At 62.9% G+C, this 20,814-nt stretch carries 23 protein-coding genes; 12 read left to right on the forward strand and 11 right to left on the reverse strand.

The window, feature by feature from the left end:
* The first annotated feature begins 35 nt into the window (after positions 1–35).
* Positions 36–2,090, forward strand: coding sequence for a phenylacetic acid degradation bifunctional protein PaaZ (gene paaZ / locus N5D53_RS00680; protein WP_020190812.1), 2,055 nt, complete (start codon positions 36–38; stop codon positions 2,088–2,090).
* A gap of 251 nt (positions 2,091–2,341) precedes the next feature.
* On the forward strand, positions 2,342–2,512 hold the full coding sequence (locus N5D53_RS00685; RefSeq protein WP_061405658.1) for a hypothetical protein: 171 nt from the start codon (positions 2,342–2,344) through the stop codon (positions 2,510–2,512).
* A gap of 78 nt (positions 2,513–2,590) precedes the next feature.
* Here N5D53_RS00685 and N5D53_RS00690 read toward each other — a convergent pair whose 3' ends face one another.
* Positions 2,591–2,860, reverse strand: a complete 270-nt coding sequence (locus N5D53_RS00690; protein WP_190869231.1) for a DUF6555 family protein — start codon at positions 2,858–2,860, stop codon at positions 2,591–2,593.
* Positions 2,861–3,148: 288 nt separating this feature from the next.
* Between N5D53_RS00690 and N5D53_RS00695 the strand changes: the two genes are divergently transcribed.
* Entirely contained in the window at positions 3,149–3,547 is a 399-nt protein-coding gene (locus N5D53_RS00695) for an NUDIX hydrolase (protein WP_190869232.1), read from the forward strand.
* 1 nt (position 3,548) lies between these two features.
* Here the strand turns inward: N5D53_RS00695 and N5D53_RS00700 are convergent, their stop codons facing one another.
* Positions 3,549–4,100: an ATP-dependent Clp protease proteolytic subunit gene (locus N5D53_RS00700; protein ID WP_190869233.1), complete on the reverse strand. Its 552-nt coding sequence runs from the start codon at positions 4,098–4,100 to the stop codon at positions 3,549–3,551.
* 123 nt (positions 4,101–4,223) lie between these two features.
* On the opposite strand from N5D53_RS00700, the gene N5D53_RS00705 reads away from it, so the two are divergent.
* Genes N5D53_RS00705 through N5D53_RS00720 form a run of 4 tightly spaced genes read left to right on the forward strand, consistent with a single transcriptional unit; the run spans position 4,224 to position 8,198 of the window.
* Positions 4,224–5,276, forward strand: a complete 1,053-nt coding sequence (locus N5D53_RS00705; RefSeq protein ID WP_279839167.1) for a DUF72 domain-containing protein — start codon at positions 4,224–4,226, stop codon at positions 5,274–5,276.
* Positions 5,273–6,046 (forward strand): endonuclease/exonuclease/phosphatase family protein, encoded by a 774-nt coding sequence (locus N5D53_RS00710; protein WP_064492044.1) that lies wholly within the window; start codon positions 5,273–5,275, stop codon positions 6,044–6,046. The genes N5D53_RS00705 and N5D53_RS00710 overlap by 4 nt, the downstream gene beginning before the upstream one ends.
* Positions 6,043–7,245, forward strand: coding sequence for a cardiolipin synthase ClsB (clsB, locus tag N5D53_RS00715; protein WP_064492043.1), 1,203 nt, complete (start codon positions 6,043–6,045; stop codon positions 7,243–7,245). The genes N5D53_RS00710 and clsB overlap by 4 nt, the downstream gene beginning before the upstream one ends.
* Entirely contained in the window at positions 7,245–8,198 is a 954-nt protein-coding gene (locus tag N5D53_RS00720) for a lysylphosphatidylglycerol synthase domain-containing protein (RefSeq protein WP_104961650.1), read from the forward strand. The genes clsB and N5D53_RS00720 overlap by 1 nt, the downstream gene beginning before the upstream one ends.
* 360 nt (positions 8,199–8,558) lie before the next feature.
* On the opposite strand, the gene N5D53_RS00725 is transcribed toward N5D53_RS00720, so the two are convergent.
* Both N5D53_RS00725 and N5D53_RS00730 read right to left on the reverse strand, forming a co-directional pair.
* Positions 8,559–8,783, reverse strand: coding sequence for a metallothionein (locus tag N5D53_RS00725; protein WP_104961651.1), 225 nt, complete (start codon positions 8,781–8,783; stop codon positions 8,559–8,561).
* Positions 8,780–9,244 carry a phosphotransferase system, HPr-related protein gene (locus N5D53_RS00730; protein ID WP_190869235.1) on the reverse strand — a complete coding sequence of 155 codons (465 nt, stop codon included), beginning with the start codon at positions 9,242–9,244 and terminating at the stop codon, positions 8,780–8,782. The genes N5D53_RS00725 and N5D53_RS00730 overlap by 4 nt, the downstream gene beginning before the upstream one ends.
* A 127-nt stretch (positions 9,245–9,371) precedes the next feature.
* On the opposite strand from N5D53_RS00730, the gene ligD reads away from it, so the two are divergent.
* From ligD to N5D53_RS00755, 5 genes are read left to right on the forward strand one after another with little or no spacing between them, the layout of a single operon-like run.
* A complete protein-coding gene (gene ligD, locus N5D53_RS00735) occupies positions 9,372–11,873 on the forward strand; it encodes a DNA ligase D (protein WP_279839173.1) in 2,502 nt (833 codons plus the stop codon).
* Positions 11,874–11,913: 40 nt separating this feature from the next.
* A complete protein-coding gene (locus N5D53_RS00740; RefSeq protein WP_064492039.1) occupies positions 11,914–12,957 on the forward strand; it encodes an acyl-CoA dehydrogenase family protein in 1,044 nt (347 codons plus the stop codon).
* Positions 12,954–13,709, forward strand: coding sequence for a PIG-L family deacetylase (locus N5D53_RS00745; protein ID WP_129931757.1), 756 nt, complete (start codon positions 12,954–12,956; stop codon positions 13,707–13,709). Before N5D53_RS00740 ends, N5D53_RS00745 begins: the two co-directional genes overlap by 4 nt.
* An 11-nt stretch (positions 13,710–13,720) precedes the next feature.
* Entirely contained in the window at positions 13,721–14,320 is a 600-nt protein-coding gene (locus tag N5D53_RS00750; protein ID WP_012052318.1) for a class I SAM-dependent methyltransferase, read from the forward strand.
* Positions 14,317–14,976, forward strand: coding sequence for a glycosyltransferase (locus N5D53_RS00755; RefSeq protein WP_104961655.1), 660 nt, complete (start codon positions 14,317–14,319; stop codon positions 14,974–14,976). The genes N5D53_RS00750 and N5D53_RS00755 overlap by 4 nt, the downstream gene beginning before the upstream one ends.
* Before the next feature lie 22 nt (positions 14,977–14,998).
* On the opposite strand, the gene N5D53_RS00760 is transcribed toward N5D53_RS00755, so the two are convergent.
* From N5D53_RS00760 to N5D53_RS00790, 7 genes are all read right to left on the reverse strand, one after another.
* Positions 14,999–15,820 (reverse strand): Ku protein, encoded by an 822-nt coding sequence (locus N5D53_RS00760; protein WP_104961656.1) that lies wholly within the window; start codon positions 15,818–15,820, stop codon positions 14,999–15,001.
* An 85-nt stretch (positions 15,821–15,905) separates the two neighbouring features.
* Positions 15,906–16,493: a nucleosidase gene (locus N5D53_RS00765; protein ID WP_104961657.1), complete on the reverse strand. Its 588-nt coding sequence runs from the start codon at positions 16,491–16,493 to the stop codon at positions 15,906–15,908.
* Positions 16,494–16,638: 145 nt separating this feature from the next.
* Positions 16,639–17,592: a class I SAM-dependent methyltransferase gene (locus N5D53_RS00770; RefSeq protein WP_104961658.1), complete on the reverse strand. Its 954-nt coding sequence runs from the start codon at positions 17,590–17,592 to the stop codon at positions 16,639–16,641.
* Positions 17,592–18,923 carry an iron-containing redox enzyme family protein gene (locus N5D53_RS00775; RefSeq protein ID WP_104961659.1) on the reverse strand — a complete coding sequence of 444 codons (1,332 nt, stop codon included), beginning with the start codon at positions 18,921–18,923 and terminating at the stop codon, positions 17,592–17,594. The genes N5D53_RS00770 and N5D53_RS00775 overlap by 1 nt, the downstream gene beginning before the upstream one ends.
* Before the next feature lie 18 nt (positions 18,924–18,941).
* Entirely contained in the window at positions 18,942–19,139 is a 198-nt protein-coding gene (locus N5D53_RS00780; protein WP_021784729.1) for a hypothetical protein, read from the reverse strand.
* Positions 19,140–19,197: 58 nt separating this feature from the next.
* Entirely contained in the window at positions 19,198–19,380 is a 183-nt protein-coding gene (locus N5D53_RS00785) for a KGG domain-containing protein (protein ID WP_004374456.1), read from the reverse strand.
* A gap of 147 nt (positions 19,381–19,527) precedes the next feature.
* Positions 19,528–20,811, reverse strand: a complete 1,284-nt coding sequence (locus N5D53_RS00790; RefSeq protein WP_104961660.1) for an MFS transporter — start codon at positions 20,809–20,811, stop codon at positions 19,528–19,530.
* Between the last annotated feature and the right edge of the window lie 3 nt (positions 20,812–20,814).

Below are 20,814 nucleotides of genomic sequence, written 5' to 3' on the forward strand. Positions count from 1 at the left end.
GCGCCCCCCACTTTTTGAACAGCATGGAGAACAGCATGTCTGCCGCCCCTACTCTGCAAAGTTTCATCGCCGGCCGTTGGCTCGGCCAGCACGGCGCCCAGGCCCTGCGCAGCGCCCTCGACGGCCACGTACTGGCCTACAGCCATGAAGAGCGCCCGGACTTCGCCGAAGCTGTGGACTACGCTCGTGCACGCGGCCTTGCTTCGCTGATGGGCATGGATTTCCAACAGCGTGCCCAACGCCTCAAAGCCCTGGCCCTGTACCTGGCCGAACGCAAGGAGCAGCTCTACGCCCTGTCGCACCACAGCGGCGCCACCCGGGCTGACAGCTGGATCGACATCGAAGGCGGCAACGCCACGCTGTTCTCCTATGCCGGTATCGGCAGCCGCGAGCTGCCGTCGGGTAACCTGGTGCACGAGGGCCCAGCCATACCGTTGGGCAAGCAAGGCCATTTCGCCGGTAGTCATATCCTGGTGCCACGGGCAGGCGTTGCGGTGCACATCAACGCGTTCAACTTCCCCATCTGGGGCATGCTGGAAAAGTTTGCCCCGACGTTCCTGGCCGGTATGCCCTGCATCGTCAAGCCGGCGACCTCGACCAGCTATTTGACCGAGGCCGTGGTACGCCTGATGAATGCTTCCGGCCTGCTCCCCGAAGGCAGCCTGCAGCTTGTTATCGGCAGCACCGGCGACCTGCTCGACCGCCTGCAGGGGCAGGACGTGGTGACCTTCACCGGCTCCGCCGACACTGCCGCGAAACTGCGCGTGACGCCCAACCTGATTCGTAACTCGGTGCCGTTCACCGCCGAGGCCGACTCGCTCAACTGCGCCATCCTTGGCCCGGACGTGAGTCCGGACAGCGAAGAATTCGACCTGTACATCAAGGAAGTGGTGCGTGAAATGACCACTAAAGCCGGGCAGAAGTGCACCGCCATCCGCCGCGCGATCGTCCCGGCCAGGCACCTGGATGCCGTTGCCACGCGCCTGCGCGAGCGCCTGAGCAAGGTCGTGGTAGGCGACCCGTCGCTTGAAGGTGTGCGCATGGGGGCCCTGGCCTCCCATGACCAGCAGCGCGACGTCGGCGAGCGTGTGCGCAGCCTGCTGCAGAGTTGTGACCAGCTGTTCGGCGCCAGCGATGGCTTTGCCCCGCGTGGCGAAGGCGTGGCAGAAGGCGCGTTCTTTGCGCCAACCTTGTTGCAGGCCCGCGATCCGCATGCCGAGGGCGGCGCCCACGATATCGAAGCGTTCGGCCCGGTCAGTACGCTGATGGCCTATGACGACCTCGACGAAGCCTTGGCACTGGCTGCCCGTGGCAAAGGCAGCCTGGTGGCGACCCTGGTCACCGCCGACCGCAGCGTGGCCGCCAAGGCTATCCCGGTGGCTGCTGCCTGGCATGGCCGTCTGCTGGTGCTCGATAGCCAGGCCGCCAAGGAGTCCACCGGTCACGGCTCGCCGCTGCCGCAGCTCAAGCACGGTGGCCCGGGCCGCGCCGGCGGTGGTGAAGAGCTGGGAGGCCTGCGTGCGGTGAAGCACTACCTGCAGCGCGCCGCAGTACAAGGCTCGCCGAGCATGCTCACGGCGGTCACCGGCGAGTACGTGCGCGGCGGCGAAGTGATCGAAACCGAAGTGCACCCGTTCCGTCGCTACTTCGAGCAGCTGCGTGTCGGCGAGTCGCTGCTCACCCATCGCCGCACCGTGACAGAAGCTGACCTGGTCAATTTCGGCTGCCTGTCAGGCGACCATTTCTATATGCACTTCGACGAAATCGCCGCCAAGGCGTCGCAGTTCGGTAAACGCATTGCCCACGGTTACTTCGTACTGTCGGCAGCGGCCGGGCTGTTCGTGTCGCCCGGCGCCGGACCGGTATTGGCCAACTATGGGCTGGACACCCTGCGCTTCATCAACCCGGTGGGCATTGGCGATACCATCCAGGCGCGCCTGACCTGCAAGCGCAAGATCGACCAGGGCAAGACCAGCCCGCTGGGGCAGCCGCAGGGGGTGGTGGCGTGGGATGTGGAGGTGACCAATCAGCTGGGTGAATTGGTGGCCAGCTATGACATCCTAACCTTGGTACTGAAAAAACCAGCATGATGTGTTGACGCTACTGGCCTCTTCTCGGGCAAGCCGCCTCTAAGCGGCACTGCACAGCTCCCCCGTAGGAGCGGGTTCACCCGCGAAGAGGCCAGTAGCTGCTCAAGGCACTTGGGATCAATGCACCTAAGAGGCTGCCGTGAATTACTCAGGTACCTGAAACCGTTGGTCAGCGACTGCCGATGCTCAGTGGACCTCTGGCGTGCACCTGTCGCTCTTAATTCATAAGGATCATGAACGAGGACTGCACCATGAATTCCCTACTGCGAATGGGTGGCGGCAATGTTGAAGATGACTGGCCGGAGCTGGAGCCGGATCGACGCAATGATCGGGCAGACGACCCGGATACCGACCCTAATGTGACTGATGATGAGGAAAACCGTCCCGGCGTCCCGGCCAGCGACCCTGAGTCTGGCGCCTGACACTAGGAGTGTCAGCGTACACTGCAGGAGCGGGCACGTCCGTTCCTGCAGTTTCTTTTACCGGTTGCAGGCGAGCTGTTAAACCATCGCCGCCGGATCGCCCACCGACTGGTTGGGCTTGTTCCCCGAAATCCGCCAGCTCACGGCGGTAATGCCGTAACGCTCGGCCATCGGCCGACTGACCTTCCTGATTTTCTCGCGACCGAACTTGGGAATGATGCCGATGCCCGCATCACAACTTGCCCAATGCCAGGCCTCGGCATTGTCCAAGCGTTCCAGGCGGATGATGAAACTGCGCGGCTGGTCATGCAGTTTGTAATCGATTATGTACAGCTGTGGGCTAGGCATCGCAGGGGGCCTCCTCTTCTCCATGGATGACCTTTTGATTGATCGGGCCATGGCCAGAAGATTCAAAGTTTTTGTCGACCTTTGTTACCAGTGGCCGAATGTGCGCCCCTGCCGAGAGCCTGTTTTATCGCTGTGCTTGATCGCTTTGCTGTCAGCTGACCGTCGGTACGAAAAGCAGCACACAATATATTTGCGTGACGGATGTGACCGTTCGTCAGCTTCAACGCAACGTTTATTGCCAGCCAGGGCCGAAACTTCATGCAATGAAGGAATCGCCCAGGAGCCTGAATGAAGCCAGTCAAGCATCGCGCCACCATCATTTGCCGGCATGGCAAGCAGCGCCACAAATGGTTGTGGGTAAGAAAGCCCAACGCGCCCTGGACCCTTCCAGGCGGCAAGATCGAGCCCGGCGAGACACCTATGCAGGCCGCCGAGCGGGAGTTGCTTGAAGAGACTGGGCTAAAGGCTGAATCGCTGGTTTTGTTGATGCGCCACGAAACGCCAGAGCGGATGCATTACGTGTTTGCAGCGGAGTTTGCCGACGCACCGCAGCCTAGGGCCCGGCATGAGATCTCCGATTGCCGCTTTGCCCACCTGGACCAGGTGGCTGTGGTGAAGGGCGAGATCAAGGCCCTGATCCGCTCCTTGCTGGCTTGTGACGCGAGCACTGCAGCGTCCGTTCGGTGAGCTAGGCGTGCACACTCCACTGCGTTGCGTCTGACGCGATGGGCATCTCGTCGATTGCATGGATCATTCCGTTTTCCAGCGCCTCCCGCGGCGCCAGTATCCTTGGATAGGCCATTAGATAGCGCGGTACATCCAAAACCTCGGTCGCGCCTTTCGTGCGCTCCGCCACGATCTGCGCATACAGGCGCAGGTCGTAATCCAGGCTCATCGCATACTCGGACATCCGCGAATGGTCCACCGAACCATGCAAGGTCCAATGAAACGGGTGGAAAAGAAACTTGCTGAAACTGCAAGCCGTGCGTCGCGCTCCGGCAAGGAAGAGGATATTGCCCATGGATTCCACCGTGCCCAGGTTGTGGGTATGCACCTCCACAGGTAACGCCCGCAGAAAGTTGTACAGGGTAAACCCATAGCTGCATTCGCCGCCCATGGTGGCGATGTTCAGTTGCAGAAGCTCGGCACCCTGTTGCAATGCCCGCGAGCAGGTCGTGATCAGGTTGCCGCAGGTAGACGAATTGATCGGTCCGGTGAAGTGGATGATATGTCTGGCCATGCTTGCCTCCACGGGTGGCAGGTCATTGCTTGATCTTTTGCCATCGTCGCCCAGCCCGGCCCTCTGGCGGTGGGCGAAACGCTCGAATGTCATCCTGGCACCCTTCCATGAAACGGGTATGCGGTGGAGACGCCAACTGCCGCAAAGTTCAACTCGGCGTCAGCATTTCCGTTGGTCAAGCGTTGTGAACCCTCGGCGGTCTTTGCCGGTCGCACCTTCAGAGCGACCGAACTAGGAACCGGCAGTGAGGACGGCAGCGTGAGCGATATTCGCATCGGTATCTCCGGGTGGCGCTATGGCCCCTGGCGCAAGGATTTCTACCCCAAAGGCCTGAAACAGGACGATGAACTGGCATTCGCTTCACGGGCGGTGAACAGCATCGAGATCAATGGCTCGTTCTACAGCCTGCAGACGCCCGAGCGCTATCTGGGCTGGCGTGAAGCAACGCCGGAAGGCTTCGTGTTCGCGGTCAAGGGGCCGCGCTATATCACCCATGTCCGGCGGCTGAAGGAAATCGAAGAGCCCTTGGCCAATTTTTTCGCTTCCGGCCCGCTGCTGTTGGGCGAAAAGCTCGGGCCGTTCCTGTGGCAGTTCCCCCCTAGCATGAAGTTCGATGAAGACCGTTTTGCCCGGTTCCTGGAGCTGCTGCCACACACACGCGAAGCGGCCCGTGAACGCGCCCAAGGCTGCGCCGAGCGCCTGAAGGGTAATGGCAGCCTTGCCATCAAGGGCAATGCGCGCTTGCGCCACGCCGTGGAAATCCGCCACGAGAGCTTCCTCTGTGAAGCCTTCGTCAAGCTGTTACGCAAACATCGCGTGGCGCTGGTGGTTGCCGACAGCGCCGGCAAATGGCCCTGTGCCGAAGATGTAACCGCCGACTTCGTCTACATGCGCCTGCACGGGGATGTGGAGTTGTACAGCAGCGGATATACCGCACGCGCGCTGCGGCGCTGGAAGCAGCGTATCCAGCTATGGAGCGAAGGTAACCAGGCGGACGATGCCCGCCTGATCGTGCCGGGGCCGCCGCCTCGGTGTGCGGCACGGGATGTGTTCTGCTACTTCGACAATGACCAGAAGGTTCACGCGCCATACGACGCCAGGCGCTTGCTGCAAAAGCTGTCGCTGGACCATGAGCTGATGACCGAGCCAGGCGTGGTACCGGAGGTGGCCTTGTGAACAAGACCCTACCCGCCCCACGCTGCATCATCGACAAGGTGACCGCTGTTCGTCGGCTGAATGTGCTGACGCTGAACGTGCACAAAGGCTTCACCTTCTTCAACCGGCGCTTCATCCTGCCCGAGTTGCGCGAGGCGGTGCGCGCCACAGGCGCCGACCTGGTGTTTTTGCAGGAGGTGCACGGCAGTCATCAGCAGCATGCCTTGCGCCACCCAGCCTGGCCCGAAACGCCGCAGTACGAGTTTCTGGCCGACAGCATGTGGCCGCAGTTCGCCTATGGCCGCAATGCGGTCTATCCCCATGGCGACCACGGCAACGCGCTGTTGTCGAAATTCCCCATCAGGCGCTTCAACAACCTGGATGTTTCGGTGCAGGGCAATGAACAGCGTGGCCTGCTGCATTGCCAGCTGGAGGTGCCGGGCCATGACGAGGTGCATGCGGTATGCGTGCACCTGGGCCTGCGGGAAGCCCACCGGCAGCGCCAGGTGAAACTGATGCTGGACCTGCTGGCCAGCCTGCCGCCCAACGCGCCGGTCATCATCGCCGGCGATTTCAACGACTGGCGGCTGAAGGCGGACGCGGTGCTGAGCGAACACCTGACAGAGGCCTTCGGCACCCCGGCGCGCAGTTTCCCCGCGCGCCTGCCGTTGTTGCGCCTGGACCGCATCTACCTGCGAAACGCGGTGCCGGGCGCAGCCCAGGTGCTGTCCAAATACCCGTGGTCGCATCTGTCCGACCACGTACCACTGGCTGCGGAGATCAACCTGTGAACCGACCTTGGGTAGACGGCAACAGCGTGCAGTTGCTGATCAATGGCGAGCAGTACTATCCCCGCGTGTTCGAGGCCATGGCCCAGGCGCGGGAAGAAATATTGCTGGAAACCTTCATCATCTTCGACGACAAAGTGGGCAAGCAATTGCAGCAGGTGTTGATCGAGGCTGCCCGGCGCGGTGTACGCGTGGAAGTGGTCGCGGATGGCTACGGCACAGCCGAGCTGCCGGCTGAATTCATTTCAGCGATGACCGACGCCGGTGTCAGCTTTCATGCGTTCGATCCACAACCCCGCTTGTTGGGCATGCGCACCAACCTGTTTCGCCGTTTGCACCGCAAGATCGTGGTGGTCGATGGTGAGCGGGCCTTCATCGGCGGTATCAATTACAGCGCCGACCATTTAGGCGACTTTGGTGCGATGGCCAAGCAGGACTATGCCGTGGAGGTCACTGGGCCGGTAGTGGCGCAGGTACATTCAGCCAGTAAGCGCCTGATGTCTCCCGTGCTGCAGCCACCCAGTGCGGTACGCCCGGTTACCGAACCCGCCGGAAGCAGCAGTGCTGTGTTGATCGAGCGTGACAACGGCATGCGCAGCACCGATATCGAGGCACACTACCTTCAGGCGTTTCGTAAAGCCCGGCAACGCATTGTGGTCGCCAATGCGTATTTCTTTCCAGGCTACCGGCTGATGCGTGAGCTGCGCAACGCGGCCCGGCGTGGCGTGGAGGTACGGTTGATTTTGCAGGGCCAGCCCGACATGCGCTGGGTACGCGCACTGTCGCGCCTGCTGTACAACTACCTGCTGCGCGACGGCGTGAAGATTCATGAGTACTGCCAGCGGCCGTTGCACGGCAAGGTGGCACTGGTGGACGACCAATGGGCCACCGTCGGCTCCAGCAACCTCGACCCCCTCAGCCTGTCGTTCAACCTGGAGGCCAACCTGTTCATTCGTGACCGGGCCTTCAACCAGCAACTGCACCAGCATCTGCAGACACTGGCCAGCGAGCAATGCAAACCGGTCACCCTGGAGCGCATGATTCGCGGCTACTGGTGGCGAGCACCGTTGATCTTCGTGTGCTTCCACGTGATCCGCCACTTCCCGCGCATTGCGGGCTGGTTCCCTGCGCACCGGCAGCGTTTGCGCTCGGTGCAGCCGGAAGCCGAACCCCAGGGCAACTTGCACGAGGGCAACTCCTGATGGCGCGCAAAAGCTGGCAAACGTGGGGCAAACGCGTGTTCACACTCGCGTTTCTGATCCTGATCCCTGTGCTTCTGTACCTGCTGGCGCGCAATCTGGACTGGAACGAAGTACGTCAGTCTTTGCTCGCCTACAAGCCTGGCACCCTTGCCATCGGCTTGGCGATCGCGCTGTGCAGCTACCTCGCGTTTGCCAGTTACGACCTGTTGGCCCGGGCTTACACCGGCCATACGCTACCTGCCCGGCAGGTATTGCCCGTCGCGTTCGTGTGCTACGCCTTCAACCTCAATTTCACTACCTGGGTAGGCGGGGTTGCCTTGCGCTACCGCCTTTATGGGCGGTTGGGCCTGGATACCGCGACCATTACACGAATCCTCACCTTGGGGCTGTTGACCAACTGGATGGGCTATATGCTGCTGGCCGGCACCGTATTTGCCCTGGGCCTGGTCGAGATGCCCGGCAACTGGGCGGTGGGCACTACAGGCCTGCGCCTGATCGGCCTGCTGTTGCTGGCGATTGCGGGCGGCTACCTGCTGGCCTGTGGTTTTGCCAAGAAGCGCACCTGGTGCTGGCGCGACCACGAAGTGACGCTGCCCTCGCTGCGTCTGGCGCTGTGCCAGGTCGCGCTGGGTGCCAGTAACTGGGCACTGATGGCGCTGCTGATCTTCTGGCTGCTGCCGGGCGAAGCGTTCTACCCGTCGATTCTCGGCATCCTGCTGATCAGTTGTGTGGCCGGCGTGGTGGCGCATATCCCTGCGGGGCTGGGTGTGCTGGAAGCGGTGTTCCTCGCCCTCCTGCATGGGCAGATGGGCCAGGGCACGCTGGTGGCTGCCCTGCTCGGCTATCGCACGCTGTACTACCTGATTCCGCTGCTGTTGGCGGTGGTGACCTACCTGATCCTGGAAAAGCGCGCCAAGGCAATGCGCCGGCGCGACAAGCCTGCTCAGACCTGAAAGGGGCTGTGTTCGCTGGAGGTGGCAGACGCGACGCGTTGCATGGCACCGGCTTTGCCGGTGTTCGCGGGTGAACCCGCTCCTACGGGGGCGCGCCAAGAAACCAACCAAGCCCAAGACATGCGCCGTAAATAATGTAGGAGCGGGTTTACCCGCGAAGCAGGCAACACGTTGCATGGCACCGGCTTTGCCGGTGTTCGCGGGTGAACCCGCTCCTACGGGGGGGCGCGCCAAGAAACCAACCAGGCCCAAGCCATGCGCCGTAAATGTAGGAGCGGGTTTACCCGCGAAGCAGGCAACACAACACCCTAGGCCCAAAGGATTGGGCGACCGGGTGAAAAGGCAGCCCGCCTACTGGCTTCAGGGCGAGATCGGATCACTCGCTGGAAAGGTTTCATCCAGCGCATTGTCCACCGCGCTCTCGCCCGGCTTCTCACCACAATGGCAGTCCTGCATCCGGCATGGCTCACCCTTGCGGTGGCCGCTGGCGCAGGCCTCGCAGCAATAGGCCTTGCCGTCGCGTTGCAAGGCATTGGCATCCACCGTGCAGGAACAGTGCGCGCAGGCGCAGCGTTGTTCGTTCATGGCTTGCTCTCCTCGTCATCAATCACATCGTCGGTCCAGGGCACCCCGTCCAGCGGCGCGGATCGGGCCAGTTCGGCCTCGTCCAGGCCAATGCCGCCACCGATCTCATCGGCATCCACCTGGCGCAAACGCTGGTCTGCCGGGCCGCCACTGCCGCCCGGCTCGTGGGGGTCGCGGGCACCGGTTTCGTCCAGCAAGGTGTCCGGGCTCAAATCGTCGTAGGTGACATTGTCCTCATGCAGGCTGTCACTCAGCGCCTCGCCGCCGGTCATGCCACTTTGCGCCACGCGCCGGGGGGGAAACTCACGGTCGACCTCGGCGGCAGGTCGCTCGTCGCCCACACGCCCTTCGCGCTCTTCCAGGCGTTCATCGAAATCCAGCTCATGCACGCTGCCCATGCGGTCTTCGATGTCATCGATTGCGGTGGGGGTGTATGGCTTAGTTGCATCGGGTCGGGTCATGTGCGTTCTCCATCAGGTGGCTTCATTCGGTCGACTACGCCAGCTCACGGAAGATTCAGAGTTTTTTGAACTACCGCCTCGGCCGGCGCCTCCCACGTTAGAGACCGTGATCTGCCCGGAGCCCGCCATGGCCAAGCCCCTGCAGGAATACGCGCGCAAGCGCGACTTCAACGCCACACCCGAGCCCAGCGGCAAACGCAAACGTGGCAAACGGGCCCATGCGCTGCAGTTCTGCATCCAGAAACACGACGCCAGTCATTTGCACTACGACTTCCGCCTGGAGCTCGATGGCACCCTGAAAAGCTGGGCGATCCCCAAAGGCCCGTCGTTGGATCCCAAGGTGCGCCGCCTGGCGGTGCATGTGGAGGATCACCCGCTGGACTACGCCGATTTCGAGGGCCATATCCCGGAAGGCCACTATGGTGCAGGGGACGTGATCGTCTGGGACCGCGGTATCTGGGAGCCTGAAGGCGACGCGCATGAAGCCTACGCCAAAGGCAAGCTGCGATTCCGCCTGCTGGGTGAGAAGCTAGGCGGCGTGTGGAACCTGTTCCGCACCCACCTGGCCGGCAAGAAAGAGCAATGGATGCTGGTTAAGTCGCACGACGCCCAGGCGCGCAGCGAAACCGAGTACAGCATTGTCGAGGCCCTGCCCGACAGCGTGCTCAGCGAGCGCACGCTGGTGCCACGCAAATCCGCTGCCAAAAAAGCCACTGCCCCGCGCAGCAGCCGTAAACGCGCCGACAAAGCTCAGGCTGCACCCTTGCCAGCACAGTTACAGCCACAGCTGGCAACGTTGGTGGATTCTCCCCCCAGCGGCGACTGGCGCTACGAAGTCAAGTTCGATGGCTACCGTATCCTGGCCCGCATCGAGGGCCAGGACATCCGCCTGTTCACCCGCAACGGCCATGACTGGAGCAGCAAGATGCCCCGGCAGGTTGCCGCCCTGCGCGCGCTGGGCATCGACTCGGCCTGGCTCGATGGCGAAATGGTGGTGGCCGATGACACCGGCGTGGCTGATTTCCAGGCGCTGCAGAACGCCTTCGATACCGAGCACGACGAACGCATCACCTATTACCTGTTCGACCTGCCATTTCTGGGCGGTCAGGACCTGCGACAGCTACCGCTGCAGAACCGCCGCGATACATTGCGCCAACTGCTTGAGCACAACCATTCCGACGTCATCAAGTATTCCGCCGACTTCGACGAACCTGTCCAGTCACTGCTCGACAGTGCCTGCCGGCTGAAGCTGGAAGGCCTGATCGGCAAGCGAGCTGACAGTGTCTACAGCGGCCGCCGTAGCCCGGACTGGATCAAGCTCAAGTGCAAGCAACGCCAGGAATTCGTGATCGTCGGCTACACCGACCCCAAAGGCAGCCGCAGCGGCTTCGGTGCCCTGCTGCTGGCCCTGCACGACAACGACAGTGGCGAGCTGCGCTATGCCGGTAAGGTCGGTACCGGCTTCAATGCCACGACACTGGCCAGCATCCACGCGCGGCTCAAGCCCCTGGAAATCGCCAGGCCAGCCCTGCCCTCGCCGCCTGCCGGAGCCGAAGCGCGTGGTGTGCACTGGCTGCGGCCGCAGTTGTTGGCGGAAGTCGCCTTTGCCCAGATGACCCGTGACGGCATCGTGCGCCATTCGGTGTTCCACGGCCTGCGCGATGACAAAGCGGCAACCGCCATTGACCTGGAGCGCGCCATGCCCGCCAAGACTGTATCCAGCCGCAACAAACAGGCCAAGGCGTCCGAGAACCTGGGTGAACTGCGGCTGACCCACCCCGACCGGGTCATCGACCCTTCAACCGGGGTAACCAAGCGTGAGGTCGCCGAGTATTACGCCGGCATCAGCCAGTGGATCCTGCCCCAGCTCAAGCATCGCCCGGTGGCATTGGTACGCGCCCCGGACGGCCTGGGCGGCGAGCTGTTCTTCCAGAAAAATGCGGGCCAGCTGCACATACCCAACGTACTTAGCTACGAAAAGGCCGAGGCCGGCCAGGCAGCGATGGTCATCAATCGCGCCGATACGCTGCTGGGTGCGGTGCAGATGAACATGCTGGAGCTGCACACCTGGAACGCCACGGACAAGGATTTCGATAAACCGGACCGTTTTGTCCTCGACCTGGACCCTGACCCTGCGCTGCCCTGGAAGGCCATGGTGGAGGCGACCCAACTGACCCTCACCCTGCTGGACGAACTGGGCCTCAAGGTGTTCCTGAAAACCAGTGGTGGCAAGGGTATTCACGTGGTTGTGCCCTTGACCCGGCGAGCCGGGTGGGACGAGGTCAAGGACTTCAGCCACGCCATCGTCAATTACCTGGCCAAGCTGTTTCCGAAGCGCCTGAGCGCGGTGTCGGGGCCGAAAAATCGCGTGGGACGCATCTTCATCGACTACCTGCGCAACGGCAAAGGCGCCACCACGGCGTGCGCCTATTCACTGCGTGTCCGTGACGGGCTGCCGGTATCGGTACCTGTCTGGCGTGAGGAACTGGCGCAAATCAAGGCCGCCAACCAATGGAACATCACCAACCTGCGCGAGCGTCTGGCGGAGGTCGACGACCCTTGGGCCGACATGGGCAAGGTACGCCAGTCGATCACCGCGCGCATGCGCAAGCAGCTAGGGCTCGAATGATGACGCCAAAGCGATTGGACACGACCCGGGAGGCCCGCCCATGAGCATCGTTCAGGACTTCAACCTGACCACCCTTGACCGCCTTTTACGCACCTTTGGCGAACGCCAGCTACCGCTCAACCTCGATACCCAATTGCCGCAACTGATCCAGGCGCTGCAAGCTGATCACCTCGACCTGCTACCGTTGCCGGGGCAAGGCAACACCTTGCGTCGCTGGCAGACCTTGGCACGGGTGGCCGGCTGTGACCTGGCACTGGCCAAGCTCTATGAGGGTCATACCGATGCCTTGGCGATCCTGGCGGAATGCGGCGCAGCGCACCACGCCAACGACGGCATCTGGGGCGTGTGGGCGGCAGAGCCACCCGATGCGCGGGTCCACATCACTGCGCGTGAAGGTGACCAGGTGCGCCTCAACGGCACCAAGGCCTGGTGTTCCGGTGCCTTGCAGATCGATCGCGCGCTGATTACTGCCTGGGATGAGGCCGAGCAGCCGCAATTGGTGGCAATCGAGCTGTCACAGCCAAGCCAGGGCCTGAACATCGAACACTGGCAGGCCGTTGGCATGGCCACTACCGCCAGTGTCGAGGTGGCGTTCAACGATACCCCAGGCACGCTCATCGGCACGCCAGGCCAATACCTCTCGCGCCCTGGCTTCTGGCAAGGCGGTGCGGGTATCGCCGCCTGCTGGTACGGCGCAGCCGAGGCGCTGGCGGATTACCTGCGTGAACATTGCCGCAAACCTCGCCCAGACCCGCATGCCGATGCGCATCTGGGCGCTGTGGACGCTGCGCTGCATGGCGCCCGTGCGTCACTGCGTGAATGTGCTGCCTGGATCGATCAACAGCCCGGTGTGGATGCCAGTTTCGAAGTTCGCCGCACCCGCGCCCAGGTAGAACAGGCCGTAGAGCAGGTCATCAGCCACGTCGGGCGTGCCTTGGGGGCCACGCCGTTCTGTCGCAGCAGTCATTTTGCCCGGCTGAGCGCCGACCTGCCGGTGTTCCTGCGTCAGAGCCACGCCGAGCGTGATCTGGCGATGCTGGGCCAGCAGCTGGCCCAGCTGCCAGCCGGGGTGTGGCAACTATGAGCCAGAACCTGATCCAGTCCGCGGGCGGCACGCCTTGGGCAGCCTGGCAGCAAAGCGCGCACCTGGCGCGTGCGACCTGGCTCGACTCACGCCAACTGTGCCCGCCGGGGCGCCGGCTGGTATTGATTGCTCCGCATCCGGATGACGAAATTCTCATGGCCGGCGGCCTGCTGGCAGGCTTCAAGGGGCGTGAGGATGAGCTGGTGCTGATCTCCGCCACCGACGGCGAAGGCAGCCACCCCGGCTCCAGCCACTGGACCGAACATCGCTTGCGCCGCCAGCGTCCCCAGGAAAGCCGACAGGCCCTGCAACAGCTCGACCTGGACCTTGAACGCCTGGACTGGCGCAGGCTCCATCTGAAGGATGGCCAGTTGCCGCGCGAAGAAGCGTTTCTGACCCGTCACCTCACCCAGCTACTGCGACCCGATGACCTGCTGATGGCCACCTGGCGCAGTGACGGCCATTGCGATCACGAGGCCGTCGGCCGCGCCGCTGCGCAGGCGGCGGCAAGCCGTGGGGTGCAGTTGGCTGAGGTACCGGTCTGGGCCTGGCACTGGGCCGAGCCTGACGACCCGCGCCTGCCATGGCCCCGTGCGCACCGCGTGCAACTCGATGAAAGCCGTCTGGCACGCAAGCGCAAGGCCTTGGCCGCCCACGTCAGCCAGCTGCAGCCGGACGGCGAGCAGCCGCCGGTGCTACCGCCGCACCTGCTGGATTGCCTTCTGCAACCTTTCGAACTGGTGTTCCTTTGAATGGAGCTGTCATGAGCCTCGATCCACAGTATTTCGCCGAGCTATACGCCACCAATGAAGACCCTTGGGCCTTTCGCACCCGCTGGTACGAGAGGCGCAAACGCGAGCTGGTGATGGCCAGCCTGCCACGCCAGTGCTATCAGCGTGTGTTCGAGCCAGCCTGCGCAAATGGCGAGCTCAGTGCGCTACTGGCCGAGCGTTGTGCCGAACTGCTGTGCCAGGACCTGGACCCGACGGCCGTAGGCCTGGCCCGTGAACGCCTGGCTCACGTGCACAATGCCTCGGTCGAACGGGCCCGGTTACCGGGGGACTGGCCGGGCGGCCGCTTTGACCTGATCGTGCTCAGCGAGGTGGGTTACTACCTTGATCCCACCGACTGGCTGCAGGTGATCGAACAATCGGTGGCCAGCCTTACCTACGACGGCGCGTTACTGGCCTGCCACTGGAAGCACCCTATCGCGGGTTGCCCGCAGGACGGTCGCGACGTGCACCGCCTGTTGACCCGGCATTTGCCGTTGCATCAGCAGTTCCGACATGAGGAGGCGGACTTTTTGCTGGAGTACTGGTCATGCCAGCCAAGCGTTGTCGATCTCGACGAGACGTGCCCATGATTGCCGTTGTCATCCCTGCACATAATGAAGCCCGCCGCCTTGGGCGGTGCCTGCGGGCAGTGCTGATCGCTGCCCAGCAGGCGCAGTATGCGGGAATGCACGTGGAAGTGCTGGTGGTACTGGACCGCTGCAGTGACGGCAGCGCCGCCGTGGCGCGGCGTTTCGGCGTACACCTACTGGAGGTGGATGCCGGTAATGTCGGCATGGCACGTCGCGTGGGCGCGGCGCACATGGTCGAGCGGGGCGCCACGTGGTTGGCGTGCACCGATGCGGACAGCCGGGTCCCGGCGCACTGGCTGCTGTCGCAGTTGGCCTGTAGCGCCGAGGTGGTTTGCGGCACCGTGCATGTCGAGTACTGGCAACCCTGGCAGACAGCCGCGCTGCGCAAGCTGTACCAGAGCCGCTACCAGGCGTGTGAAGGGCATCGGCATGTGCACGGCGCAAACCTGGGGGTATGTGCCGATGCCTATGAGCGTGTGGGTGGCTTTCAGCCCCTCGCGGCGCATGAAGATGTGCAACTGGTCAGTGACCTGCAGGCCAGCGGCGCCCAGATCGTCTGGACCGCCAGGCATAGCGTGGCCACCAGCAGCCGGCGCGACAGCCGCGCCCGCGAGGGGTTTGGTGATTACCTGGCCGGATTGCAGGCGCAGTTCTGAAATCAATGGATTTCGGCGGTGTTCATGAAGCCTTGCGCGTTTTCTTCACCGGTTTCTTGCCACCCAGGCTGCGCTTGAGCAGTTCGGTCAGGTCGAGGATGTCCGCACCTTTCTCGGCCGCCCCTGCGTCGCCCTTCTCCACCGCCTCGATCTTGCCCCTGCTGGCCTTCTCTTCCACCAGGTCCATGATCGTCTGGCGGAAGGCGTCGTGATAATCCTCAGGCTTCCAGGGCCCGCTCATGTCCTCCACCAGGCGTTTGGCCATCTCCAGCTCACGCTTCTCCACCTTGCTGTCGGTCACGCTGGCATCGAGCTCCAGCGTTTCCAGCCCGCGCACCTCTTCAGGCCAGCGCAAGGTGATCATCACCAGCGCCTGGTCCAGCGGCCGCAGCAGCGCCAAGTGCTGCCGGGTATGCAATACCACGGTGGCCAGTGCCACCTTGCCGGTCTTTTCCAGCGTCTCGCGCAGCAAGGCGTACACCTTGCCGCCACGGCGGTCCGGGGTCAGGTAGTACGGCGTATCAAAATGCTGCAGCGGAATATCGCCCGCTTCCACAAAGGAAAAGATATCGATCGTCTGGGTCGCTTCGGGCCGGGCCTTGCGGATCTCCTCCTCACTGATCACCACATAGCGGCCCTTCTCGAACTCTACGCCCTTGACGATATTGTCCTTGTCGATTTCCTTGCCGGTCACTTTGTTCACCCGCTTGTAGCCGACCGGCTCCATGCTGCGCTTGTCCAGCCAGTCGAAGTCCACGCGCTCGGTGCGCACGGCGGTATTGAGTGCCACGGGGATGTGCACAAGGCCAAAACTGATGGCGCCTTTCCAGATTGCCCGAGCCATGAGGGTGCTCCCAGGGTTGCCTGCTGATACCAGAAGTGACTGCGCCGGGCGACAAAGGTTTAGCTGCCCTGCCCTGCGGCAACTGTCACGCCTGGCTGAACAGCACCCGCTTGAACGCTTCGGCCGCCAGGTGCACTTGCACTGCCCAATCCTGCGCAGCATCGCTGCCGGCATCATCGGAAATGTATTTAAGGCACACGAACGGAATACCTTCGTCACGCGCGATCAATGCCAGCACATAGGCTTCCATGTCGATCACGTCATAAGGCGCGTCGCCATGGTTGATCTCGAAGCTGTCACCGCTGCCACAGGTTTCCACAGCCAGGCCGGGTATTGCCGCCCCGTGTTCGAGTACCACCGGGGTGTCGGACAAGGGCGTTTCATAACGGGCAAAGCCCAGTGGGGTCACATCCATGTCGCGTTGAACGAAGCGGTTACAGCACACGACTTCGCCCTTGCCATGACGCTGGCTGCCAGCCGAGCCCAGGTTGACGATAAGCTTGGGCCTGCGCGTGGCGATCGCCTTGGTCAGGGCGATCGCGGCATTGACCTTGCCAATGCCGGTGAACACGGTGTTCACCTCGGTAAAGACATCGCCAGCCTCGGCCTCGAGGGCAAAGACGAACAGCGTGTCATTCAGGGAAATGTCGGGGAATTGCTTGATCAGCATCATGGAGCAGGTGTTTCCGAGTGGCTGCAAAGGGCGCGGCCATTGTCGGTCAACACAGCCTAAATGCAAGTCCCGCCTCCACCATCACCTTTGGCGAGCGGGTGCTGTCGTGAAGCACTTGACCGGCACAGGGCCGGACCATGCTGCCTCAGCAGTTACGGGTAACGGTGAGCGCCACGGCGGCGATGCGCTCGACCTGTTCGTAGCCCGGCTCAGCCAGTTGCTCGCCAAATACATCGGGGTCGATTTCCCGATACACCCAGGCCCAATCCGGACCGGCCAGGCGCAGGCGGATGGCTTCGAGCAAGGCATCGCGGCCTTCGACAATGGCCACGCCTGTGTATAGCAGCAACGTACCGTGGCGGCTCAGCCGATCGCGAGCCTGCTCCACGATACGTAGCGACAGGTCGACGCCTAGCGCGCATCCGCCGTGACGGTACAGGCGGGCGTTGGGGTCAAGCATGTAGGGCGGGTTGGCAACGATCAGGTCGAACGTGCCGCTGATACCGTCCAGCAAGTCGCTGGGCTCGACCGACACGTTACTCACACCCGCCAAGGCTGCATTGATTGCCGTATAGCGCAGCGCCAGGGGGTTGATGTCAACGGCGCTGACCTGCGCGTGCTGGGCGGCGCGGGCAATCAGCAAGGCGCCCACCCCGCTGCCACAGCCGATATCCACTGCATGCTCGACCCGCGCGGGGCAGTGCTGAAGGTGCTCGTGAATGACCTGGGCAAAGCGGTAACTGTCCGGGCCGAAGAACACGGCATCGCTGGCGTCGGTTGGAAACGCCGAATGCAGCAACAGAAATTCATCCAGGCTGGACCAGCGTACCGTGCTGGTCAGCAGTTCACCCTGCGCAACTAACGCCTGCGCACGTTCGAGCAACTGCAACTGATCTGCCGACAGCAAACCGGGGTCGAAAGGTCGGCTCCAGCCGAATACATCGCGCAGGGTGCTGGCCTGCCCGCAGCCATCGCGGGCATTGACGCGCGCGTGGGTGGCGGGGGTTACGCAGGTAAAGCGGTATCCATCGGCACGCAGGCGCTGTCCCAGTTGCAGCAACGCCTGGCCTGCCTCGATTTGCCTGGGCGCGAGCATCATCAACGCGGTTCCTCCTGGCGCAGCCCGGTTACGCGCATGTAGGCGCGCGTGGCAGACAGACCGTCCGGCGTGGCGTGGCGGTTGCCAGCCATCCGCTGGATCAAGGCCTCGGGGGCCACATTCAAGGCGTCGCCGGGTATTTCCTCATGCACCTCCGGCAGCCCCCAACTGCCAGGGGCCACGCGGCGGATGGACGGCCGCCAGTCGTCGGCGATCCAGTCATGCCAAAGCTGTTTTTCATAGGCGTTGAATACACCGAACATCGCCGCAGGCGGCCCCTCGATCAGCGTCCACCAGCGGCTGTTAGCTGGCGGCTGCCCTCTGCGGATCCAGCCATGAGCCTGTAATGCGGCAACGAATGCGGGCATGGCGCCGGGTTCGGCCAGCCATTGATTGATCGTGCGCTGCTGCAGGCGGCAATGGTCGGCATGCATGAACTGGCCGTATACCCGCTTGCGTTCCAAGGCTGCGAACAGTTCACCTTGCAGGTCGAACTGGCGGATGAGGTCTGGCGTGGCGATACCCCGGTCATTCAGACGGTAGCCGCGGCGCACCCTGGCGTAGAACCCCTGGGGGTCACGCGGGGGGCTTAGCTGGTTCAATGCCTGGATTGCCAGGCGCGCGTGGCCGCTGGCTGCATTGTCGATGGTCACGTGCAGCTGAAAATACTGCCCGTCGATGCCCAGCTCGGCCAGCTCGTACGTGGTGATCAGCAGATGCAGCGGTGGCTGCTCATAACCGAGGTTGTAGCCAACCACCTCTGGTAGGTAACTGTCGCAATGCTGCCCCAGGGCAAGTTGTATCGCCCCTTGCAGATATCGCATGTCATCCAGGGGCATGGCCTCTACGCAACCCAGGCGACCAAGCAGACGCTGATAGATCAGCACATGGTTGCAGCGTGGGTCGCCGTTGCCGAGCTCTTCCAGGTAAGTGCGAATCAGCCCGTGGTAACGTGGATCGCGCCAGTGATGCAGGGTGCCCTGTAGCCAGGCGCCGTCGACGGCCTTGGTCGGCGCAACCTGTTGCAGGAACCACAATGCGTGGGCGCGGTTGGAAAAGTAACGGCGTGGCATGCCTTGACGGCGTTGTGCCAGGTAACGGGTATAGGCCTCGGCGACCTTGGCAGTATGCTTTCTGCTCCAGTCGGGCAACTCGGACGGTGTGTCGGGCAAGTCGTCCGGCATGTTTGCGGCACCCGCCAGTTGTTCCTCGAGCCATGAGGCGCTGCCAGCATCCTGCCCTGCGAGCATTGTTTCATAGCGTTGTCGCAGACTGGTCGATTCGGCGGCCACTTGCCCAGCGCTTGCAGTATTGCGGTTCATCACCGTCATGCCGTGCTCCTTGTCTACTTACTGGCTCGGCTTCTGCCCCGGCATCGGCTCGGGGTCGGGCGCAGGCTGCGGCGCAGGCTTGCTATCCGGTTGCTGCATCTGCAGCGAAGGCTTGCTGGGGTCCGAATCTTTGCCGGGGTGGTCATTGTCGCGGTCGAAACAACCGCCGACCAAGCTCAGCGAACCCATCAGGATGATCAGTGGAGTCAGGCGCATGGAGTACCCCCTTGGATAATTGCAGTGCCAGGTCGCCCCGGCACTGCGCCTCGGTCAGTTACGAACGGCCGCCCTTGTGGCCCGACTCGCGGTCGTGGGGCATGTTGCCGCCCGAGGACTGGCCGCCTTTGCGACCGGCTTCGGAAGCTTTTTCACGGTCATTGGCGAAGTTGCCCGGGTTCTTGTTACCGCCTTGGCTGCCTTGTTGATTGCCGGTGCGGCTGTTGTCTTTAGTGGCCATGGTGTTCAAACCTCATATGACTTCGGAATGCACGGCAAGATGCCGTACACAGATTCGGAGTTCGGCGATATCGGCAGATTCGGTTTATTACGAGAGGTTCGGACCGGTGGCGTTAAATAAGCGGCATCGCCGTATTTGGTGCGCGTGTCAGTGGTGCGGCGGGCGATCCATGCGCGCCTGCCGGCGGCCCAGCCAAGCGCCCGTCGCGCCCCAGCCCACGGCAAGCAACGCGCCGATGAGCATCGCCAATTGCGGGTGTTCGCCCATCACGTCCAGCGCACGCTTGACCCAGCCGCTCAGCGCATCGCCGCCACGGTAGACCACGGTGTCGATGAAGTTCTTGGCTTTGTACTTGTCCTCGGCGGACAGCACGGTGAACAGCATCTCCCGCCCTGGCCGCACCAGTGCGTATTCACCTGCCCGGCGCACCACCATCACCACCACGAACAGGGCAAACACCGGGGCCAGTGCCAGCCACAAGAAGCCGGCAGCCATTATCAGCGGCACTGCAACCAGCAACACACCGACACCCAGCCGACGGGCCAGACGCCCGGTAAGAAAGACCTGGGTGAGGATGGCCAGGGCCTGCACAACCGTGTCGATCAGGCCGAACACCTGTGTCTGCCGGGTGCGGTCAGTGAAGGTTTCGCTGACAATACGCGCCTGCTCGAAGTACAGGAATGTGCTGACGCTGGCCAGCAATACCACGAACAAAGCGATGCCTAGCAGATAGGGCGAGCGCAGGACGGCGGTGGCGCCGGTAAACGGGTTGCCACCCAGTGGCCGCGCGTCCTGGTGTTTGGTTTGCATCGCAATAGGTTGGCGTGCTCGCCAGCGTTGCAGGAACAGTGTCGCGCCGATACTGCCCAGCAGAAACACCGCCGCCAGCACCAGCAACCCGGCATGGCCGAGCGGCGCCACCAGCAACGTGCCAAGCACGGGGCCACTGAGCCCGCCCAGGCTGGCCCCGGCTGCCAGCAGACCGAACAGCCGCTTGCCTTGGGCGGTGGAAAACAGATCGGCGAGCACGCTCCAGGCCAGCGAGATCGTCAGCAAATTGAACACCGACAGCCAGATATAGAACGCCCGGGCGGTCCAGAGATTGTCAGGGTTACCGGCTAAAAGTGCCGCGAACAGCAACAGGTTGCTGGAGAAAAAACCATAGGTCCAAGGCAGGATATGCCTGCGCTGCACCCTGGAGGCCAGCCAGCCAAACAGCGGCAGGCACGCCAACGTGGCAAGGAAGGTGCCGGTGAACAGCCACTGCAGGTTTTCCACGCCACCGGCAACACCCATGGTTTCGCGTACCGGGCGCAGCATGAAGTAACCAGTGAACAGCAGGTAGAACAGCAGCAAGCCGGCGATGACCGCCGGCCCCTCACCAGGCTGGATGTTCAGCCCTCGGTCCAGGCGCCGCCGCCAGGCTTGCATGGT

Origin of the sequence: Pseudomonas sp. GD03862, assembly GCF_029840855.1 — a bacterium.
Lineage (GTDB): Bacteria > Pseudomonadota > Gammaproteobacteria > Pseudomonadales > Pseudomonadaceae > Aquipseudomonas > Aquipseudomonas alloputida.

Bases quoted from the DNA above. Each gene is read 5' to 3' on its own strand.
- paaZ (WP_020190812.1), top strand. From the start codon at position 36: ATGTCTGCCGCCCCTACTCTGCAAAGTTTCATCGCCGGCCGTTGGCTC.
- N5D53_RS00685 (WP_061405658.1), top strand. From the start codon at position 2,342: ATGAATTCCCTACTGCGAATGGGTGGCGGCAATGTTGAAGATGACTGG.
- N5D53_RS00690 (WP_190869231.1), bottom strand. From the start codon at position 2,860: ATGCCTAGCCCACAGCTGTACATAATCGATTACAAACTGCATGACCAG.
- N5D53_RS00695 (WP_190869232.1), top strand. From the start codon at position 3,149: ATGAAGCCAGTCAAGCATCGCGCCACCATCATTTGCCGGCATGGCAAG.
- N5D53_RS00700 (WP_190869233.1), bottom strand. From the start codon at position 4,100: ATGGCCAGACATATCATCCACTTCACCGGACCGATCAATTCGTCTACC.
- N5D53_RS00720 (WP_104961650.1), top strand. From the start codon at position 7,245: ATGGCGCGCAAAAGCTGGCAAACGTGGGGCAAACGCGTGTTCACACTC.
- N5D53_RS00725 (WP_104961651.1), bottom strand. From the start codon at position 8,783: ATGAACGAACAACGCTGCGCCTGCGCGCACTGTTCCTGCACGGTGGAT.
- N5D53_RS00730 (WP_190869235.1), bottom strand. From the start codon at position 9,244: ATGACCCGACCCGATGCAACTAAGCCATACACCCCCACCGCAATCGAT.
- ligD (WP_279839173.1), top strand. From the start codon at position 9,372: ATGGCCAAGCCCCTGCAGGAATACGCGCGCAAGCGCGACTTCAACGCC.
- N5D53_RS00740 (WP_064492039.1), top strand. From the start codon at position 11,914: ATGAGCATCGTTCAGGACTTCAACCTGACCACCCTTGACCGCCTTTTA.
- N5D53_RS00745 (WP_129931757.1), top strand. From the start codon at position 12,954: ATGAGCCAGAACCTGATCCAGTCCGCGGGCGGCACGCCTTGGGCAGCC.
- N5D53_RS00750 (WP_012052318.1), top strand. From the start codon at position 13,721: ATGAGCCTCGATCCACAGTATTTCGCCGAGCTATACGCCACCAATGAA.
- N5D53_RS00755 (WP_104961655.1), top strand. From the start codon at position 14,317: ATGATTGCCGTTGTCATCCCTGCACATAATGAAGCCCGCCGCCTTGGG.
- N5D53_RS00760 (WP_104961656.1), bottom strand. From the start codon at position 15,820: ATGGCTCGGGCAATCTGGAAAGGCGCCATCAGTTTTGGCCTTGTGCAC.
- N5D53_RS00765 (WP_104961657.1), bottom strand. From the start codon at position 16,493: ATGATGCTGATCAAGCAATTCCCCGACATTTCCCTGAATGACACGCTG.
- N5D53_RS00770 (WP_104961658.1), bottom strand. From the start codon at position 17,592: ATGATGCTCGCGCCCAGGCAAATCGAGGCAGGCCAGGCGTTGCTGCAA.
- N5D53_RS00775 (WP_104961659.1), bottom strand. From the start codon at position 18,923: ATGACGGTGATGAACCGCAATACTGCAAGCGCTGGGCAAGTGGCCGCC.
- N5D53_RS00780 (WP_021784729.1), bottom strand. From the start codon at position 19,139: ATGCGCCTGACTCCACTGATCATCCTGATGGGTTCGCTGAGCTTGGTC.
- N5D53_RS00785 (WP_004374456.1), bottom strand. From the start codon at position 19,380: ATGGCCACTAAAGACAACAGCCGCACCGGCAATCAACAAGGCAGCCAA.
- N5D53_RS00790 (WP_104961660.1), bottom strand. From the start codon at position 20,811: ATGCAAGCCTGGCGGCGGCGCCTGGACCGAGGGCTGAACATCCAGCCT.